Source organism: Promineifilum sp. (SeqCode) (assembly GCF_041918635.1).
Classification (GTDB): Bacteria; Chloroflexota; Anaerolineae; order Promineifilales; family Promineifilaceae; genus Promineifilum.
In genome coordinates, this window is the sequence record NZ_JAYRVJ010000070.1 from 20378 (window position 1) to 39005 (window position 18628).

Genomic DNA, 18628 nt, shown 5'->3' on the forward strand with positions numbered 1-18628 from the left:
AAGTTCCATAGAGGAAATACCATGCAACACCCAATCACTCCCGCTCTGGCGGCCCGGCTGGCCCAGGATTCACGCCTGGCCGCGCGGTTCCTTCACCACTATGACCGGCTGCGCGCCGCCCCGCGCGCCTGGCGGCGGCGATTGGCCCGGCGCGCCCGGCTGACGCTGGCCGGGGTGGCGCTGTTGCTGGCCCTGAGCGGCGCGCCGCTGGCTCCCGCGGCGCGGGCCGTGGGCGAGGTCACCATCACCGTCGCCAACGGCGCGGTAGCCGTAGCCGATGATGGCATCTGCTCGCTCATCGAGGCCATCAACAACGCCAACGACACGGCCGACGGGCGGGGCGACGCGCCCGGCCACGACGACTGCGCCGCGGGCAACCCGTCGGGGGCCGATACCGTCGCCTTGCCCGCGGCCGGCGCGTTCAACCTGACCACCCCGGACAACTACGACTATGGCTACAGCGGCCTGCCGCTCATCACCACCGCCGTGACCATCTCGGGCAACGGCTCGACCATCCAGCGCACGGGCAACGAGGAGTTGCGCCTGTTCACCGCCGGCCCCGACGCCGACCTGACGCTGGACAAGCTGACCCTGCGCGGCGGCCAGGTAGAGTACTACAACGGCGGGGCCATCTATGCCGCCCAGGCCAAACTGACGCTCACCGGCTGCACCATCACCGGCAACAGCGCCGCCGCCGGCGGGGCCATCTATGCCGGCGACAGCATGGTCGTCCTCAGCGGCACGACGCTCAGCGACAACGCTTCGGGCCAGGGCGGCGCTCTTCACGTCAGTTACGGCACACTGACCATGACCGGCGGCGGCATCACTGGCAATGACGTGACCGGCGACGAGGAGAGCGGCGGGTATGGCGGGGGCATCTACAGCTACAAGGCGACCCTCACCATCGACGAGGTGACCATCAGCGACAATAGCGCCACCCGGGACGGCGGCGGGCTGCTGATTGCCTATGGCACGGCCGCCATCAGCGATAGCACCATCAGCGGCAACAAGGCCCTGACGACCGGCGCGGGGGGCGGGCTGTATCTCAAAGAGGTCACGGCCACGCTGGCGGCGACCCAGATCACCGACAACACTGCCGCCGACGGCGCGGGGTTGGCCGCCGCCCGCGGCCAGCTCACCGTGACCGGCGGCCGTCTGACCGACAACGACGCCACGGGCCTGGGCGGTGGGCTGTTCGCGGCTGACGCGACGGCCACTCTGAGCGGCGCGACGGTCAGCGGCAACACGGCCGTCAAACAGGGCGGGGGCATCTACGCCCGGAACGTCGCCCTGGGCCTGACCAACGTCACCATCGGAACCAACACGAGCGGCGTGGACGGCGGCGGGCTGGCGGCCACCGGTACGGGCGAGACAACCATCAGCGGTGGCTCATTCGGCACGAACGGGGCGACCGGCCGCGGCGGGGGCGTCTTCCTGGGCGCGGAGGGGACGCTGAACCTGAGCAACGTGGCGCTGAATGGCAACACGGCGGCCAACGGCGGCGGCGCGGCCGTTGTGTCGGCGGCGCTCACGGTGAAGGGCGGCTCGTTCGCCAACAACCGGGCCACGGCCGACGGCGGCGGCCTCTTCCTGAGCGCCGCAGCCACGGCCGGCCTGGACGGCGTGACGCTGAGCGGCAACACGGCGGCCAGGGGCGGCGGCGCGGCCGTCCTGTCAGCGGGACTGACGGCCAAGGGCGGCGCGTTCAACAATAATCAGGCCACGGGCGACGGCGGCGGGCTGTTCAACAGCGCCGGCCAGATCGGGACGGACGGGACGACGCTCAGCGGCAACCGGGCCCTGTTTGGCGGCGGCGCGGCCAACCGCGGCGGCACTCTGACCATTCGCAACGCGACGCTGACGGGCAACGTGTCCAACACCGAAGGCGGGGGCGCGGCGGCCGGCGGTGGGACGGTGACCATCGCCAACGCCACGCTCAGCGCCAACAAGGCGGTCAACGGCGGCGGCCTGTCGGCCGTCTCCGGTGCCATCACCGTCACCGGTTCCACGCTGCGCGCCAACGAGGCCGGCGAGGGTGGGGGCGTCCGCACGGCGCTCAACGGCGCGGTGACACTGGTTAACAGCACGCTGAGCGGCAACACGGCCGGCGGGATGGGCGGCGGCGTCCATAACGCCGGAACCACGACGCTCGTCAACGCCACGCTCAGCGGCAACTCGGCCGGATTAGGCGGCGGCGGCGTCTATAACTACGCCGGGACGCTGGCGCTGCGACGGACGCTGCTGGCCGGCAACAGCGCCCCCGGCGGGCGCGAAGGACAGCGGGGGGGCGGCGCGGTGACGGTCGATGCCCAAAACCTGTTCGGCTTTAACGGGGACGCGGGCCTGGCCGGTTTCTTTGCCGGGGCGGCCGACCGGACGCCGCTCACGCCGTTGGGGGCTGTGATCGGGGCGCTGGCGGCCAACGGCGGGCCGACCCAGACCCACGCCCTGCCGCCGTTCAGCCCGGCCATCGACGCCGCGCCCTCGTCCGCCTGCGCCGCCGCGCCGGTCAGCGGCCTCGACCAGCGCGGCCAGCCGCGCAACCGGGACGGCGACGGCGCGCCCTCGGCCAACGAGTGCGACATCGGGGCCTACGAAGCGCCGGCGGCCCCGCCGCCGGGCCCTTACAAGGCGCGACTGCCCATCATCGTGCGTCCGTAGGGGCAGACCTGCGTGTCTGCCCCTGTGTTTGCTGCCCCAGGGCGCACACGTAGGTGCGCCGCTACTCCGCCGCCGCGAATACGTCGGCGACGGGCGCGGTGAAACCGGGCAGCAGCGCCGACGTGGCCTCGCCCTGGCGGAAGCGGCCATGTTCTACGTAGGCGTCGCCCTCCAGCCGCAGGACGGTGATCGTTGCCTTCTCCAGGTCAACGATCCAATACTCGCGGATGCCGGCGGCGGCATACTCGGCGCGTTTGGTGACGAGATCGCGCCGGCGATCGGCGCGCCCGCCGCTGACGACCTCCATCACCAGATCGGCCCCGTCGGGGTAGTCGCCGGCGCGCCGCTCCGGCCGCTCGGCCGAGAGGAAGATGACGTCCGGCTCGCGGTAGGTGCGCGGGTCGAGGCGCATCGGCAGCGGTGCGATGAATACTCGGCCCAGTTGGTTGGCTTCAACGAAGGCGTTCAGTAGACGAGCAAGATAGAATACGATGGACTGATGCGCCAGCGTGGGCATGGGCAACACCTCGATATGGCCGTCGGTGAATTCGACCAGCAGGTTGCCCGGCAGTTCCAGGTAAGCTTCCACAGACCACCCGCCCTGGGACGGATACAGGTAGGCCAAGTCCCAGACCGGCTCGCCAGGATAGCGGCGCGGTCGACCATCGCGTCGGGTGCGCTTAGCGGATTGAAGTGCGGGAGTCGAACTCATAGCGTCAATACTACCACAGAATAAGGGCTAGGAACGAGGCAGGAGCGCTCTTCCCTAGTCCCTAACCCCTAGCCCCTCTCTTCTTCAGTTCTCCCGCAAAGCGGCCATGAGCGAGGCTACGTCATCCTGGATAAGCTTCAACAGCCGCAATATCTCCTTGCGCTCGGCGGCCGTCAGCCCTTGCCGGTCGATGCGGGCCAGGTGGCCGCGCACCCAGTCGAGCCGCTCGATGCTCGTCGGCCGGCCAAGGCGGGTGGGGTAGAGGGGGTCGGGCAGGGTGTCGGTAGAGGGGGGAGCGGGTTCTTCGCCGGCAGGGGAGCGGGGGAGCAGGGGAGCGGGGGAGATGGAAGAATCGGCAGCCGGCGGTCGGTCGTCGGCCGCTTCCTGCGCCGCCTGTCGCAATAGCCGCGTCGCGTGTGTCACCGTTAGGTCGGGCGCTTCGCGTAACAAGCGGGCGATTTGGCGCACTTCGCCCGCATCCAGAGCATCGGCCAGCCGCGCCCGGTGCAGCGCCCGCTGCTGGACGGCGGTGAGCCCCTGGTAGACCCGCGTGTCACGCTCGCTCAGCACGCCATCGCGCACGGCGTCCTTGATCTCGTCCGGCAGGTCGAGCAGCTGGATGAGCTGGTGGATGCGCTGCCGGGAGTAGCCCAGCCGGCCGCCCACCTTGGCCCAGGTGACCTTGCCGCTCCACGGCTCGTCCTTGGGGGCGTCGGCGGTCCGGCCGCGGTCGCGGCGGGCGGCGTCCACCTCCTCCTGCATCAGCTTGCGCAGGCGCAGCAGGGCGGCGGCGCGATCCACGTCGTTCAGGTCTTCGCGCTGGATGTTCTCCACCACCTGGCGGACGAAGCGCGTCACCTCGTCGTAGTCGCGGCGGCGGACGACGGCGGGAATGGTTTCCAGGCCGGCCAGTTGCGCCGCCCGCCAGCGCCGCTCGCCGTGGACGATCAGGTAGCGGCCGGCGCTCGACTGGGTGACCTCGATAGGCTGGATCACGCCGTCCTGGCGGATGCTCTCCGACAGTTCGCGCAGGGCGTCCTCGTTGAAGGTGCTGCGCGGCTGGTCGGGGTCGGCATCGATGGCGTCGAGGCGAACGGCCAGCAGTTGGAGGCCGGCGGCCTGCTCGGCGTCGGCCTCGGTTGTGAACAGCCGGTCGAAGTCCCCGCCGCGCGGCTGAATCGACTGGGCCAGGTTGATCTGAGCTTTTTTGCGTGCCATAGGAATTAGGAATTAGGAATTAGGAATTAGGAGTTAGGAATTCAGAAGTCTTCCACATCCTAAATCTTTAGTTCCTAATGGTTCAGGTTTCTGCTTTTCATTGTCTTGAGGATACTGCCCAGGATGCGTAGCAGTTCGTCTACGTCGGTTAAGAGCGAGGCAGACTGTGCGGAAGATGGGTACTCGCTGTCTCTCAAGAGGCGAATCCAGTAATGCGTTTCGCGAGCCTCTTTATAGGCAATAGCTAGTTTCGCAGAGAAATCCTTATCCGACTGTCCGCCGAGCGCTTCCTCAACGTTGGCCCCAATCGCTGTGCCCGAGCGAAGAAGCTGCTTTGATAGAACGTACTCATGTTTCTCGCCCGTCAAATATTGACTTGTCTTAACCACGCGCAAGGCAAAAGCATAGCTCTTGTCGCGCAGAACATTACCCTCTTTCATAGCCAACTAAACATTGAGTGTAGCAAGTTTGCTACGTCTTATCCTAATTCCTAATTCCTAATTCCTAATTCTTCTCAAGCTCCTTGGCGATTGCCCGGTATGCATTCGCCCCCGCGCTGCGCGAGTCGTAGGCCACGAGGCTCTGGCCGGCGGCGGCGCTTTCGGCGAAGCGGACGGAGCGGCGGACGACGGTGGTGAAGATGCGGATGTCGCGGCCGTACTGCTGTTGCACCGCCTCCTGCACGTCGCGGGTGAGTGTGGCCCGCGCGTCGGCCATCGTCAGCAGGATGCCCTCCACGGTCAGGTGCGGGTTGAGCCGCTTGCGGCGAATGGTTTCGATGGTGGACAGGATCATCAGCGCGCCGCGCGCGGCCAGGTATTCGGTCTGGATGGGGATGAGGACGCTGTCGGCGGCGGTCAGGGCGTTGATGACCAGTAACCCCAGCGACGGGTTGCAGTCGATGAGCACGTAGTCGTAGGCCGGCGTGACGTCGCCCAGCAGCCCGGCCAGCACCCGCTCGCGGCTCAGGCTGTTGATGAGCGCCACCTCCACCAGGCTCAGTTCCGGCTGGCTGGGCAACAGGTCAAAGCCCTCGGCCGTGCGATAGATAGCGGCCGGCAGGTCGGATGTGCCGCCATCCACTTCGGCCCGCAGGGCGTCGTAGATAGTAGGGCTGACGCGGTCGGGGTCAAGGCCGGCGTGCTGGGTCAGGTTGCCCTGCGGGTCGAGGTCGACGGCCAGCACGCGCCGCCCCATCTCGGCCAGCGCCGCGGCCAGGTTCACCGTGGTGGTCGTCTTGCCGACCCCGCCTTTCTGCATGGCGATGGCGATGGTTCTGGTCATATGTTTCATCCGCAGATTCGGCAGATTCGGCAGATTGTAGCGCGGTTTGTGATTGGTCGTTAGTTGTTGGTGATTGACTGAAAACCTGACAGGTGGGCGGCCACAGATACTCCGGGGGGGACGAAGCCTTTAGCCGCCCACCTGTCAGGTCTGAGTACGCTAGAACGGCAGCGCCCCCGTCAGCTCTTCATGCCAGTCGGTCAGGAACTTCATCGCCTCGTCGAAGCGGCGGGCGGGGAGCATCTTGTAGCCGGTGATACCGAACTTGCGATACAGCTCGCCGTAGATCGCGCCGAACTCGTTCCGGCCGCTCTTCTTGCTGAACGCCAGCGCCACGGCCTTGACCGCCTGGCTGATCTGGCTGGCCTGGTCGGCGGTCACGTAGCGGCCGGGGTCGCCCAGGTGCGATTCGATGGCCTCCAGCCGTTGTTCGTGGTCGGACAGTTGGGCACGCAGCAGCAACTGGTTGCGCGCCAGTTGCATCACGGCCTGGGCCATCTTGTACGCCTGGGCTTCGGGCGAGTCCTGGGCCAGCAGGGCGTCGAAGTCCACGTCGGCCGTCAGGCGGCCGGACTGGAACGCTTCCCACAGGACTTTGGCCGCTTCGCGTTGGAAGCGTTCGAGCTTGGGGCGAACGTCGTCGCTGACGGCTGAGGTGCGAATGCCTGAGAGCCAGAGCGGCACAAGGTCGACACGCAAGACGTAACCGCGCTGTATCCCACCAGGGGTAGCCAATTTGGCTACCCCTTTGAACCCATTGGCTAGAATCTCAAGCCTTTGAATGCGCCGCGTTTGTGCCTGTATATCGATGCCCAATGCCTGGCACATCTGGGCCAACGCGACGTAAATCTGACCGTCATCGGAGCGTACAGCAGTAAGGCTGTCGCCGTAAAAATCCACGTTTCGTTGCTCAATGACTGCAAGCGCCTTGTCACTCATGCCCATACCGCCTAAGCTCTGAGAGTTGTCCTCTTATCTTAGCTGGCTAACCCGGTCAAGGGTGGATCAAAATGATCTCTCGCTTGTCAAGGGGTAGCCAATTTGGCTACCCCTTGACTTACTCCTGCTACAAGGGGGTGTCATTGTGACATCCCCTTAAAGTGTTAACCGTTTGGCTTACTCCTTCCGGCAAGCGCCCGTTCAGGAGGGGGTGGCCTTGGCCACTCCCTTGCGTTCGAGTTGGGGCGTGTAAATCACACATCCCTTGTCTCTGTTGCGCCATTGCAACAATTATAAGGCAAGATATAGGGTTTTCGCAATAAACGGGGGAGGCAGCGTCCAACCTTGCGCACACGCCGCCAAAAATCTGTGTAATCTGCGAAATCTGTGGATTCTTCTTCTAAATTATCTTCACTTCGCCCGCGCCGAACTTGACGGTTATCTCGGCCCGGTGCGCGGCCGTCTCGTAGCCGTCCGACTGCCAGGCCGCGCCGGCCCGCGGGAAGCGCGCACGGTCGACGTTCAACGCGCCCGCGCCGACGCTGCCCGCGACGCGCGCCGCCACCCCCTCCGGCACGCGCACGACGACCGAACCCGCGCCGCCCTCCACGTCCACCCGCGTGTGGCCGGCCGCGGCGGGCAGGGTAATGTCGTTGCTACTGGCCCCGGTGCGCAACGACAGGCGCTTCGTCTGTGTGCGGCTCAGGTCGGCCACCACCTCGGCTGCGCCGGTGTCCAGGTCGAGCATCAGCGGGATGTCGCCGTTGAGGGCCACGTCCCATGACCGGTCGCGCCACGACCACCACTCCCAGAAGAACGTCTCCGGCGAGCGCAGGGAGACGTGGGCGCGTTCGCCCTCGTCGTGGAGCCGGTGCTCCACGCCGCCGCCGAACGTTCCGCTGAGCAACTCGTCGGGGGCCGCGCCATCGCCCAGCGTCAGGCGGCCCGCGCCGTAGTGGAACGCGACGGCCGCTTCCTCAAAACCCTTGAGTTGCAGGGCCAGGCGCTCGGCGCGCGGCGCGTTGCCGGCTCGAAAGGCCCCGATCAGCAAAACGACGCCGAACAGGACGAGGGCCAGCGGCCAGAAGAGCCGCCAGACGTTGCCGGGCAGGAGGCCGAAGCTATTGAGCAGGAACAGGACGCCGAGCAGGATGAGCAGGGTGCCCCAGAATAGGCCGCTATGACGCATAACGTAACCTCCTGGCGAACTGTCAACTTGTAGCGCGGGATGGTATCCCGCGTTCTGGGCGGGACGAAGACGCGGGATACCATCCCGCGCTACAAGGTTAATCCCCGCGCGCGGAAAGGAGGGCGCCAATGCCGCCAATGATGAGGAAGAACGGCCAGACGTAGGCCCAGTTCCAGCTAAACAGGAAGGCCGCGGCGATGAAGAGGAGGATGATGCCGCCGATGAACGAGCCGCGGGCTTCGTCGTTGAAGCGCCCCGCGTTGCGATAGGCGCGCCAGAAGTTGCCCAGGCTGCCGAAGGCTGGGATGAGGATGAACAGCGCCCACCAGTTGTCCAGCCGGAAGTCAGTGAAGTTGCCGAGCAGCAGGACGACGCCCACGCCGATGAGGATCAGTCCTGGCAGCCAGGCCATGCTCGCGCCGCGTTTGTCGTCCAGGCTATCTGGCTCGCCGCTCGCGCGCTCCATATCCTTCAAGTCCTTGATCTCGTTGCTCATGGTCTTAACCTCCACTCAGCTATACGCCCCGGCCACCAGGGAAGTTGCAGGACGCGCCGGGCGCGCCAAACGGGATTTAGCTGGCAATTGCGGGAATTCAGCCATATAGCATCCTCTATGATAACCGCAACGGCTTTACTCGTGCCAGAGCAGCCGATTTATCCACTGTTAGTCCATAAGCAGGGAGAATTGAATAATGACACGGCATGGGCATTACCCACTGGGGGGCGAGAACCCGCCCCGGTCGACCTATTACGAGCAGGGCAAGTTCGGCCGGCTGTTCCCAATGCTGCCGCCTTTCTCGACCGACACGCCCACGATGCGCGCCGCGCTGCGCGAACTTGGCCAGCCGGGCGGCCTGATGGACGCGGGCGACGACATGGACATCGTCGCCAACCCTAATCTGGCCCGTGACCTGATCGTCAACCCGGCGCTCAGCCTGAACAACTCTGACAACCCGGTGCTGACGGCGGGCATGACGTTCCTGGGCCAGTTCATCGACCACGACATGACCTTCGACCCAACGTCGAGCCTGGAACGGCAGACCGACCCCGAAGCCATCCAGAACTTCCGCAATCCGGTCTTCGAACTGGACAGCGTCTATGGCTCCGGGCCGGGCGCGTCGCCGCACCTCTATGACCAGACCACCGGCGGCATCAAGCTGCTGGTGGAGGAGATTCCCGGCGCGACGGCCGTGTCGGCCGGCGGCATGCCGCGCTTCGATGTGCCGCGCAACAGTCAGAACGTCGCCCTGACCGGCGACCCGCGCAACGACGAGAACCTGATCGTCTCGCAGATACAACTGGCGATGCTGAAGTTCCATAACGCCGTCGTCGACCACGTGCAACTCAATCTTGGCCTGACGCAGCCGGCCGAGGTGTTTGCCGAGGCGCAGCGGTTAGTGCGCTGGCATTACCAGTGGATTGTCGTCCACGAGTATCTGGCCAAGACGGTCGGCCAGGCCGTGGTGGACGACGTGTTGGCGAACGGCCGCAAGTTCTATGAGTGGCGCAACCACCCGTTCATCCCGGTCGAGTTCGCGGTGGCGGCCTTCCGGTTCGGCCACTCCCAGGTCCGGCCGTCCTACCGCGCCAACTTTGGGCCGCTACCGTCCGACGTCAACTCGCAGGTGTTCAAGCTCATCTTCGACGACCGGTTGCCCGATAGCGTCGACCCGGCTGACATGCGCGGCGGCAAGCGCGCGCCGGGCCGCTTCATTGACTGGCAGACGTTCTTCGACTTCGGCGACGGTCGCGTGCGCCAGAACAAAAAGATCGACACGCGCCTGTCGACGGTGCTGTTCGACCTGCCCGGGTTCGCCCCTGGCGACGTGCAGTCGTTGGCCCAACGCAACCTGCTGCGCCATCTGACGTTCGCGCTGCCGTCCGGCCAGGCTGTGGCCCGCGCCATGAGCGTGACGGAGCTGGCGCCGGCCGACCTGGCCGACCTCCAGCCGTTGCGCCTGCACAATCGCACGCCGCTCTGGTTCTACGTCTTGCGCGAGGCCGATGTCTGCGAGGGCGGGCAGCGGTTGGGGCCGGTGGGCGGCCGCATCGTGGCCGAGGTGTTCATCGGTCTGTTGCAGGGGGATGCGCTCTCCTACCTGAGACAGGACCCGCACTGGACGCCGACCCTGCCGGGCGCTGCGCTGGATGAGTTCACGATGGTCGACTTGCTCAACTTCGCTGGCGTAGTCGCCGTTCTCTAGGTTTGACAGAGCCCGTCGCTGCGGCGGCCCACTGGTGGGCGCGGGCGATTGCAAGGGCTGATGGGGCTGCCGCAAGGCAGCCCTTCTCTATGTATTACGTACTAATATCCAGTAAAAAGGCCATAGCTTTGCGCGACCCATTCTACTTATAATAGTAGTGTCATTCGACGTGCGCCCCACCTCAAAGGGGCGCCGAGGGGGTAGTTAGTAGCCGCAAAATTGTCGGGAGCTTCACCGGCTCGATTGTGCTCACCCAGTAGTTTGCTCACCAAGTCAGGTTGCCCTTTCCCCTTTGTCTGACAAGCGGGATATGGCGGCCAATAGCGGGAATAGGCGTCCGTTTTGCTTCCTATAATGCTGATCGTCGCCAGACTCAGATAGCCTTTCAGGCTTCACCAGCGGATCGAATCGGGCAGTAGCGGCAAGGCGGGGCGATAGTTTCCCACCGTTGTCCATCTAGTCGTTCGCGTTCGCGCACAATCAGGAGAAAGAAAAATGAAGCGCAGTGTTCGTGTTCTTACCGTTGTTACCGCCATCCTGGCGATGGCTATGTTGTTGAGTTCGTCGCTGGCCGGCGCGGCCGGCAGCGAGCGCCAGGCCGACCCGGCCGCCGCGGCCGGGGGCGTGACTTCCCGGCAGGCCAGCGCGGCCGAACAGGCCGCCGCCGGCCAGTGGACGAGCGCGGCGCGTCTGGCGGCCAAGCCGCTGGACGTAGCCGGTGTGACCCCGGAGCAGATGGCCGAAGCGCTGGCGTTGATGAACGCCGCGGCGGCCCCGGCCGGCCTGCCCGGCTACATCCCTGGCGGCGCGCCGGGCGCGGGCGCTGACGAAGCCGCGGCGGCCGGCTTCCCGGCTCTGACGGGCGCGGCGGCCGAAGCGGCCATCGAGGGCGCCTCCATTGCCCCCGCGGGCACGGCCGGCGTCTACACCTCCTTCACCGGCAACAAGTACGCCGAGATGTGGAAGAAGTACCCCTATCGCGCCATCGGCAAGCTGTTCTTCAGCGCCGGCTACTGTTCGGCCAGCGTCATCGGCGACAACGTCATCGTGACCGCGGCCCACTGCGTCTACGATACCGCCACCAACACGTGGTACAACAACTTCTCCTTCTGCCCCGCCCACAAGAACGGCGCCTGCCCCTACGGCAGCTTCCCCTATACGCAGGTCTGGATTCCGACCAACTACATCAACGCCCCCAACTTCAGCGGCGCGCTGCGGTGGGACGTGGCCATCGTCATCCTGTCCACGCCCGGCGGCAAGAGCGTCGATAACGTCGTCGGCTGGCTGGGGCGGTCATGGAACTTCGACTACACCCAGTTGATCACAACCATCGGCTACCCGGCGGCCAAGGACAGCGGCAAGTTCAGCTACGTCTGCATCGCCGAGACGTTCGCCGCCGGCACGGACGTGATGGAGATGGGTTGCGACAGCGGCCCCGGCCACTCCGGCGGGCCGTGGATCAAGAACTACAAGCCCAATATCACTGGCGCTGTTAACTACGTCAACAACGTGATGAGCTACTACTACACCGGTGGCACGAAGGCCGGCAACACGATGGGCGCGGCGCGTTTCTCGTCCGACAACATCGTGATTCTGTGCAACGCCGTGCCCAATTGCTAAGCGCCGGCCTGGTCGGCGCGCAGATTCCTGAGTAGATAGCGACAGGACGAGGCCGCCCACGGGCGGCCTCGTTTCTTGCCTGGCGGCACTCAGGTTTGAGTAAAATGCCCGTATCTTTCGGAACGGTTTTTTCTTAATATATGCTACGTAATTTTTCCTGTGCCACGCCCTTGACTGCCCGCGTCGGCGGGGATGGCGAAGAGTCCGTCCAAGAGGGAAGCCGTTCTGGCCGTCGCGCCAGCCCACCGGTGTTCGAGTAGATGTCCATTAACAATCAGGAGATAGGAAAGTGATGACGCGCAAGTTCCGTGTAGCGACCTTTGTTGTCGTTTTCTTGGCGCTCGCCTTGTGGCTGAGTGTCTCTATGGCCCGCGCGGCCCAGAGCGACGAGCCGGCCTCGCCGGCCGCCGCCGGCGAGGTGACTTCCGCGGCCGCCAGCCCCGAGGAACAGCGGGCCTCGCGGCGGATGTGGTCAACGCGCCGGGCGCGTATGGAGGCCCAGCCGCTCAACGTGATGGGCGTGACGGCGGAGGAACTGGCCGCCGCCGTTGAGCAAAGCAACCTGCTGCCCAGCGACGGCGCGCCCGGCTTTGCCCCCGGCAGCGCCCCGGAGCCAGGGGCCCAGGCCGCGGCCGAACTCGCCTTTCCGGAAGAGTGGGCCGCCGCCGCGCAGAACCCGCTCGGCCCCAACCCGGCCATCCCTTTCACCAGCTTTCTGGGCAACTACTACACCCAGTATTGGAAAACACAACCCTGGCGCATGATCGGGCGCATGAGCTTCCGGACGCCGGGCAGCTCCTGGTGCACCGCCGCGCCCATCGGTCCCAACACCATCGTGACCGCCGCCCACTGCGTATTCGACACGGTCGGCAACAAGTGGTACACGAACATGACCTTCTGCCCGGCCTACCGCAACGGCGCTTGCCCCTACGGCCAATTCGTCTGGACGCGGGCCTGGATCCCCAATGGCTACGTCAACGCTCCGGCTTTCGCCAGCGCCATCCGCTATGACGTGGCCGTGGTGGAGGTCGGCTCTAACAGCACAGGCAAGGGCGTCCACCAGGCGGTCGGCTACTTCGGCCGGTCGTGGAACCAGGGCTACATCCAGAACATTCGCACCGTCGGCTACCCGGCCAAGTACAACTCCGGCCAGTACACCTGGGTGTGCGACAGCACCAGTTCCAAGGCCGGCACGGACATCATGCAGATCGGCTGTAACAGCGGCGGCGGGCACTCCGGCGGGCCGTGGGTGCGCAGCTTTGGGGTGAACAACTGGATCAACAACGTGATGAGCTATGAGCAGGGGGTGGGCAACCCCAACAACATCATGGGCGCGGCGCGCTTCTCGTCGAGCAACATCGTCGTGCTCTGCAACGCCGCGCCGGGCTGTTAGCGGCCTCGGCTTCTGACGCGGGCATAGAGAACGGGGCTGCCGGAAGGCAGCCCCGTTTTTTGCGCGCCGTTTTGTAGGGGCGGGTTTCAAACCCGCCCCTACGTGAGGGCGGTGGTCGGTAGGTGGGCGGGTTTCAAACCCGCCCCTACGTGAGGGCACTGGTTGGTAGGTGGGCGGGTTTGAAACCCGCCCCTACGTCCAGCGGCGGTGTTCCACCAGCATGCAGGCGTCCTGCACCACGTCCAGCCCGGCGTCCTCGGCCTTGCGCGCCGCTTCAGGGTGAGCGATGCCCTGCTGCATCCACACCGCTTTGGCCCCGATCGCGATGGCCTCATCCACAAAGGGCGGCACATTCTCGCTGCGCTGGAAGAGCAGCACCAGATCGACCGGCCGCGGCACGTCGGCCAGCGAGGCGTAGGCCGGCTCGCCCAGCCCGTCGGTCAGATTGGGGTTGACGGGGTAGATGTCGTAGCTCTGCTTCTTGAGGTAGGCGGGCACATAATAGCCGGCCTTCTGAGGGTTCGACGAGAAGCCAACGACGGCGATGGTTCTCGCTTCGGATAGAATCTTGCGGATTGTTTCTTCTTTTTTATTCGTCAAGGGTTATCTCCTTCCAATAGATCATTATACAGACCTGACAGGTGGGCGGCCACAAGGCTCCGTTCCTATCAGAGTACCAGTGGCCGCCCACCTGACAGGTCTTCCGTCACCTGCTATAATGATCGACAACAAGGAGATCGCCTAGTGTCCAGCAAAACCGAGATCATGTCCCCCGTCGACGTCGCCTGGCTCAGTATGGAGGAGCCGACGAACCTGATGATGGTCAACGCCGTCATCACCTTTGACCGGCCGCTGGGCATCGATCAAATTCGCCGGGTGCTGGAGTATCGCTGGTTGCGCTATGAGCGCTTCCGGCAGCGCGTCGTCCGGCCGCCCCTGCTGCGCCCCTACTGGCAGACCGATCCCCACTTCGATCTCGGCCGCCATCTGCACCACCTGGCCCTGCCCGCGCCGGGCGACCACACGGCGCTGCAAGACCTGGTCAGCAGCCTGATGTCCACGCCGCTCGACTTCTCCCGCCCGCCGTGGCAGTTCTATCTCATCGAGGGGTATGGCGAGGGGTGCGCGGTCATGGCCCGCATCCACCACTGCGTGGCCGACGGCGTCGCCCTGGTCGGCGTGCTGCTGTCCATGACCGACTTCCGGCCCGACGCGCCGCTGGCGCCCGGCGAGCCGGTCGGCAAGCTGCCAGAGGGCGGCCTGCTGAGCGGCCTGACGCGCGACGTGGGCCACACGCTCGGCTTCATGCGCCAGACGGCCGGCCGGGCCGTGCAGGGGGCGCTGACGGCGGTGCAGGACGCGGGGCGGGTGCGGCAGTGGGGGGAACAGGGGGTAGGGCTGGGGTTGGCCGCCGGCCGGCTGCTGGCCCGCAGCGCTGACCCGCGCACGCGGCTGAAGGGCAAGCTGGGCGTGATGAAGCGCGCCGCCTGGTCGCACGCCATCCCGCTGGCCGACGTCAAGTTCATCAAAAACGGCCTGGGCGGCACGGTTAACGACGTGCTGGTGACGGCCATCGCCGGCGGGCTGCGCCGCTATCTGGTGGCCGCGGGCGACGACGTCGAGAACCTGGAGTTCCGCGCCGCCGTACCTGTCAACCTGCGCGGCGAGGCCGACGGCGGCAAGCTGGGCAACAAGTTCGGCCTGGTCTTCCTGACGCTGCCGATCAGTATCGAGGAGCCGCTGATGCGCCTGACTGAAGTGCGGCGGCGCATGCTGGAGTTGAAGCGCTCGGCTGAAGCGCCGGTGACGCTGGGCGTGCTCGGCTCGATGGGCCTGGGCGGCGACGCCTACCGCGAGTTTGTGGTGCGCACGCTGGAGCCAAAGGCGACCGTGGTGCTGACCAACGTGCCCGGCCCGCCCATCCCGCTCTATCTGGCCGGGCAGCCGCTGAAGGAAGTCATGTTCTGGGTTCCGCAAGCGGGGCGCTTGGGTGTGGGCATCAGCATCCTGAGCTACGCCGGGCAGGTCTACCTGGGCATCGCCAGCGACGCCGGCCTCGTGCCCAACCCGGAGCGAATCCTGGCCGGGGCATATGAGGAGCTTGACCGGCTCAAGGTGTTGGCCCGCGCCGTGCTGAGCGAGAACGGACGGGGATGAAGAGAAGAGGCTCACGCAAAGAGCGCTAAGAAGCAAAGAACGCCAAGAAGAAACCCTTAATCTCTTCTTGGCGTTCTTTGCTTCTTCGCGTCCTTTGCGTGAGCTCTTTTTTAGAGTGGCCGCTTGTGGGGGACGCCGGCGCGACGGGGGTAGCGCGGGTCGGTGGGCTGGCGCTTGTCGATGACGACCAGGTAGTGCGTTTCGGCCACGCCCGGCAACTGAACCGGCGACAGCCGCGGCGCGCCGCCGCCCAGCGCGGCGATAGCCCCGGTCGCGGCGCGCATCTCCTCAGCCGCGCTTTCCCCCTTCTGGGCCAGGGCCGCCCCGCCCACCCGGCACAGCGGCAGCAGCAACTCCACCAGCACGCGCAACTCGGCCACGGCGCGGGCGACGGCCCAGTCGTAGCGCTCGCGGTGGGCGGCGTCCTGGCCCAACGTCTCGGCCCGCTCGGCCAGCACCGTCACGTCGCGCAGCCCCAACTCGGCCGCGACCATTTCCAGGAAGCGCGCCTTTTTGCCGACGCTGTCCACCAGCGTCAGGCGCAGGCCAGGGTAGAGGATTTTCAGCGGCAGGCCGGGGAAACCCGCGCCGCTGCCCACGTCGATGAGGGCGCGGCCGTCCAGCGGGCCAGTAGCCGTGGCGCAGGCCAGCGAGTCGAGAAAGTGGCGGACGCGAATCTCCTCCGGGGCGCGGATGGCCGTCAGGGAGATGCGCTCGTTCCATTCCAGCAGCAGCGCCTCATAGGCGGAAAACTGGGCCAGCTGCCCGGCCGACAATTCCAGCCCCCACGCTCGGGCGACATCCGGCCAACCCGTTCTGGCCTGTTCCTTATCACTCATGATCTCGTCTATATATATCGATTTGTGCCAATTTTCCCAATGTTGACATCACCAAGCGGCTTCTTGTACTATGTCAACGTTGCCACACCACTTCCAGAGATGGAAGCCTTTGTTTTTCGCTTGGCTGCCCGCACAACCGTATATATCGCGTCCCACGGATCGCCGCAAGCGAGCCGATCCGCGGGCTGGGAGGATGGATCGAACGACTGATCTCGATAACGCGCGGGACATAGAGTACCTTGATTCCGGGAAAGACGAACAATCACCACGAGTACAGTATTGTGAAAAGGAGACGCAGTAATGGCTAATGACTTTGAGGGTGTACGCGCGGCCCTGGCGCGAGCCGTGGCCGGTCGCCAGATTTCGGATGACGCCATTGGCGTGGCCGCCAAGCAAATCACGGCCGTCAAGCACAAGATTCACGGTCTCGACGTTTGCGCCTACGGGATCTGCATCGACTACTTCATCGGGGATAAGGAATGGTGGCGCATTCTGCCGGAGCTTATCCAGGTCGACGGGGGTCAGGTCAAGGGCATCGAGATCTTCCCCTGGGGCATCCCCTGGCCCGACATTCTGCACGTCCGCGTCACACACAGTTTCGACGCGATCCCCGAAGCCCACATTTGAGGCAAACATGAGTGACAGTGGCTCTTCCCGTTCCGGCTTCATGCCCGCGCGTGTGGTGCATCTTCACGCCTCGAGATTCTGTAATCTCGCCTGCCAGCATTGCTACAGCGCCTCCGGCCCAAATGTGCGCGGCGAGCTCGACCCGCAGGCGATTCTTCACACCCTGGCCCTGCTGAGAGCGGAAGGGTATGAGGTGCTCAGCCTTTCCGGCGGAGAGCCACTGCTCTATTCACACGTCAAGACCGTGGGGCAGGCCGCGGTCGAACTTGGCTATCAGGTGAACCTCATCACCAACGGCGCGCCCGTCGGCGGCCACCTTTTGGACTTTATCGCCCGGTACGTCAATCTGGTGGCCGTCAGCCTCGACGGCGGGCCTGAACTTCATAACGAGTTGCGGCGCGACGCGCGGGCCTTTGCTCACGCCGACCGGGCGCTCGATCGGTTGGCCGAGCGGGATGTACAGCGCGGCATCGCCTATTGTGTATCGCGCGAATCCCTGATCGACATGCCCTGGGCCGTGGAGTTCGCCCAAGAGAAAGGGGCTGGTCTGGTCCAATTTCACCCCTTTGCGGCCACGGGCCGCGGGCGGCAACTGGCCCACCGCCTCAGCCTGAGTGATGCTGATAAAGCGCGGGCCTACGTGGTCGCCGCGCTACTCGACGCGAACGACGGCCTCAGAATCCAACTCGATCTGGCTCCGACCGTCGTGGCGAGTACGCGGCGCGATGACTACGCCACCCTGACAATTGAGAATGCCGGCCCCACGTTCCTGTCCGATCTCGTCAACCCGGTCATCATCGATGAGACCGGCGTTTTGTTGCCATGGTGTTATGGCATCAACCAACGGTTGGCTATCGGGCGACTGGGGCCGGGTCTTCCCGCGTCGATTGCCCAGTATAAGGAGCGAGGCCGGCGCGATCTGCGAGCCTTGCTGGACACGGCCTTCAACCGGCTCGGCGCGCGCGGCGAGCAATTCACCGACTGGTTCTTTCACCTGGTGGAAACAAGCCACGCCGTCAGCCCTGCTCCCATCGCGCTGGCCGCGAACTGATAACTCCCTTATGACCGGCTGCGCTCCAGCGCCTTCAACGACGCATCCAGCGTGATCCGATCCCAGTGCTGGCCGCCGAAGGCGGCCGGGGTGAAGGTCACCCAGTCGTGGACGACGATCTCCCGCCCGCGCACGTAGAGCGGGGCGATGGGGAAAAGGCCGTCCTCGTTGAAAAACAGCGCCTCGGCCTGCCGGTAGAGCGCGGTGCGTTCAGCCGGGTCGAGGGCTGTGCCGGCCTGGCGCAGTAGCGTGTCCGCCTCCAAGCAGTCGCGGTTCTGGCGGTTCTCGCTGTCCTCGCAGTGCAGCAGGTCGCTGAGCAGGTTGTGGGTGTCGGGCATCGTCGGCGCCCAGGCCAGTTCCCACAGGTCGGGCCGGCCCAGCGCGTCGCGCGCCGTCGCCGCCAGCAACTCGCCGAACTGCACCTGCTCGATGCTGATCGACTCCGGCACGCACTCCAACTCCTCCACCCACATATCGCGGATCAACTCCGCCAGCTGCAGCGAGAGGTCGGCCGAGCTGACCAGCATGCGCACTTCGGGCATCAGTTTGCAACTGCGGAAGGTGCTGGCCGCCATCTGGAGGCGGGCGTAATCGGGGCTGTAGCCGACGCCCACCTCATCGGCCGGGATGGCGGCCACCGCGCCGGGCACGCCGGCGTGGCGCATGGGCAGGCCGCGGCCCTCGTAGATCTCCTCCACCAGCCGTTGCCGGTCAATGGCCGCGCTGAACGCGCG

General features: G+C 65.7%; 17 protein-coding genes. 7 read left to right on the top strand and 10 right to left on the bottom strand.

The genetic code is table 11. From position 1 onward, the window contains the following. Positions 1-21: 21 nt before the first annotated feature. A complete protein-coding gene (locus ACE3UY_RS02230) occupies positions 22-2661 on the top strand; it encodes a beta strand repeat-containing protein (RefSeq protein WP_374685921.1) in 2640 nt (879 codons plus the stop codon). A gap of 61 nt (positions 2662-2722) precedes the next feature. Here the strand turns inward: ACE3UY_RS02230 and ACE3UY_RS02235 are convergent, their stop codons facing one another. The 7 genes from ACE3UY_RS02235 to ACE3UY_RS02265 form a co-directional block, all read right to left on the bottom strand. After that, a complete protein-coding gene (locus ACE3UY_RS02235; RefSeq protein ID WP_374685922.1) occupies positions 2723-3250 on the bottom strand; it encodes a Uma2 family endonuclease in 528 nt (175 codons plus the stop codon). Positions 3251-3457: 207 nt separating this feature from the next. Next, positions 3458-4591, bottom strand: a complete 1134-nt coding sequence (locus ACE3UY_RS02240; protein ID WP_374685923.1) for a ParB/RepB/Spo0J family partition protein — start codon at positions 4589-4591, stop codon at positions 3458-3460. A 74-nt stretch (positions 4592-4665) separates the two neighbouring features. Next, on the bottom strand, positions 4666-5031 hold the full coding sequence (locus ACE3UY_RS02245; RefSeq protein ID WP_374685924.1) for a four helix bundle protein: 366 nt from the start codon (positions 5029-5031) through the stop codon (positions 4666-4668). Between the two features lie 64 nt (positions 5032-5095). Next, a complete protein-coding gene (locus tag ACE3UY_RS02250; protein ID WP_374685925.1) occupies positions 5096-5875 on the bottom strand; it encodes a ParA family protein in 780 nt (259 codons plus the stop codon). Between the two features lie 159 nt (positions 5876-6034). After that, complete coding sequence (locus ACE3UY_RS02255) at positions 6035-6820, bottom strand: phage antirepressor N-terminal domain-containing protein (protein WP_374685926.1); 786 nt, start codon at positions 6818-6820, stop codon at positions 6035-6037. Positions 6821-7214: 394 nt separating this feature from the next. Further along, positions 7215-8003 (bottom strand): LiaI-LiaF-like domain-containing protein, encoded by a 789-nt coding sequence (locus ACE3UY_RS02260; protein ID WP_374685927.1) that lies wholly within the window; start codon positions 8001-8003, stop codon positions 7215-7217. A 97-nt stretch (positions 8004-8100) separates the two neighbouring features. Further along, entirely contained in the window at positions 8101-8499 is a 399-nt protein-coding gene (locus ACE3UY_RS02265) for a hypothetical protein (protein WP_374685928.1), read from the bottom strand. 196 nt (positions 8500-8695) lie between these two features. Between ACE3UY_RS02265 and ACE3UY_RS02270 the strand changes: the two genes are divergently transcribed. The 3 genes from ACE3UY_RS02270 to ACE3UY_RS02280 all read left to right on the top strand — a co-directional run bounded on the left by ACE3UY_RS02270 (position 8696) and on the right by ACE3UY_RS02280 (position 13220). Next, positions 8696-10207 carry a heme peroxidase family protein gene (locus ACE3UY_RS02270; protein WP_374685929.1) on the top strand — a complete coding sequence of 504 codons (1512 nt, stop codon included), beginning with the start codon at positions 8696-8698 and terminating at the stop codon, positions 10205-10207. Between the two features lie 495 nt (positions 10208-10702). Then, positions 10703-11827: a serine protease gene (locus tag ACE3UY_RS02275; RefSeq protein ID WP_374685930.1), complete on the top strand. Its 1125-nt coding sequence runs from the start codon at positions 10703-10705 to the stop codon at positions 11825-11827. A gap of 364 nt (positions 11828-12191) precedes the next feature. Next, positions 12192-13220, top strand: coding sequence for a trypsin-like peptidase domain-containing protein (locus ACE3UY_RS02280; protein ID WP_374685931.1), 1029 nt, complete (start codon positions 12192-12194; stop codon positions 13218-13220). Between the two features lie 192 nt (positions 13221-13412). On the opposite strand, the gene ACE3UY_RS02285 is transcribed toward ACE3UY_RS02280, so the two are convergent. Next, positions 13413-13820 carry a CoA-binding protein gene (locus tag ACE3UY_RS02285; protein WP_374685932.1) on the bottom strand — a complete coding sequence of 136 codons (408 nt, stop codon included), beginning with the start codon at positions 13818-13820 and terminating at the stop codon, positions 13413-13415. Positions 13821-13964: 144 nt separating this feature from the next. Between ACE3UY_RS02285 and ACE3UY_RS02290 the strand changes: the two genes are divergently transcribed. Then, positions 13965-15377 carry a wax ester/triacylglycerol synthase family O-acyltransferase gene (locus tag ACE3UY_RS02290; protein WP_374685933.1) on the top strand — a complete coding sequence of 471 codons (1413 nt, stop codon included), beginning with the start codon at positions 13965-13967 and terminating at the stop codon, positions 15375-15377. 110 nt (positions 15378-15487) lie between these two features. On the opposite strand, the gene rsmG is transcribed toward ACE3UY_RS02290, so the two are convergent. After that, entirely contained in the window at positions 15488-16216 is a 729-nt protein-coding gene (gene rsmG / locus ACE3UY_RS02295) for a 16S rRNA (guanine(527)-N(7))-methyltransferase RsmG (RefSeq protein ID WP_374685934.1), read from the bottom strand. Between the two features lie 300 nt (positions 16217-16516). On the opposite strand from rsmG, the gene ACE3UY_RS02300 reads away from it, so the two are divergent. Then, the gene (locus tag ACE3UY_RS02300; protein ID WP_374685935.1) at positions 16517-16843 is read left to right on the top strand and encodes a hypothetical protein; all 327 of its coding nucleotides are present in this window, start codon (positions 16517-16519) and stop codon (positions 16841-16843) included. Between the two features lie 40 nt (positions 16844-16883). Further along, a complete protein-coding gene (locus ACE3UY_RS02305) occupies positions 16884-17894 on the top strand; it encodes a radical SAM protein (RefSeq protein WP_374685937.1) in 1011 nt (336 codons plus the stop codon). Between the two features lie 8 nt (positions 17895-17902). Here ACE3UY_RS02305 and ACE3UY_RS02310 read toward each other — a convergent pair. After that, a partial coding sequence (locus ACE3UY_RS02310) for a hypothetical protein (protein WP_374685936.1) occupies positions 17903-18628 on the bottom strand: 726 nt, incomplete at its 5' end.

Coding starts and splice junctions, on each gene's coding strand:
- ACE3UY_RS02230 (WP_374685921.1), top strand. CDS start 22: ATGCAACACCCAATCACTCCCGCTCTGGCGGCCCGGCTGGCCCAGGAT.
- ACE3UY_RS02240 (WP_374685923.1), bottom strand. CDS start 4,591: ATGGCACGCAAAAAAGCTCAGATCAACCTGGCCCAGTCGATTCAGCCG.
- ACE3UY_RS02245 (WP_374685924.1), bottom strand. CDS start 5,031: ATGAAAGAGGGTAATGTTCTGCGCGACAAGAGCTATGCTTTTGCCTTG.
- ACE3UY_RS02250 (WP_374685925.1), bottom strand. CDS start 5,875: ATGACCAGAACCATCGCCATCGCCATGCAGAAAGGCGGGGTCGGCAAG.
- ACE3UY_RS02255 (WP_374685926.1), bottom strand. CDS start 6,820: ATGGGCATGAGTGACAAGGCGCTTGCAGTCATTGAGCAACGAAACGTG.
- ACE3UY_RS02260 (WP_374685927.1), bottom strand. CDS start 8,003: ATGCGTCATAGCGGCCTATTCTGGGGCACCCTGCTCATCCTGCTCGGC.
- ACE3UY_RS02265 (WP_374685928.1), bottom strand. CDS start 8,499: ATGAGCAACGAGATCAAGGACTTGAAGGATATGGAGCGCGCGAGCGGC.
- ACE3UY_RS02270 (WP_374685929.1), top strand. CDS start 8,696: ATGACACGGCATGGGCATTACCCACTGGGGGGCGAGAACCCGCCCCGG.
- ACE3UY_RS02275 (WP_374685930.1), top strand. CDS start 10,703: ATGAAGCGCAGTGTTCGTGTTCTTACCGTTGTTACCGCCATCCTGGCG.
- ACE3UY_RS02280 (WP_374685931.1), top strand. CDS start 12,192: ATGGCCCGCGCGGCCCAGAGCGACGAGCCGGCCTCGCCGGCCGCCGCC.
- rsmG (WP_374685934.1), bottom strand. CDS start 16,216: ATGAGTGATAAGGAACAGGCCAGAACGGGTTGGCCGGATGTCGCCCGA.
- ACE3UY_RS02300 (WP_374685935.1), top strand. CDS start 16,517: ATGGCTAATGACTTTGAGGGTGTACGCGCGGCCCTGGCGCGAGCCGTG.
- ACE3UY_RS02305 (WP_374685937.1), top strand. CDS start 16,884: ATGCCCGCGCGTGTGGTGCATCTTCACGCCTCGAGATTCTGTAATCTC.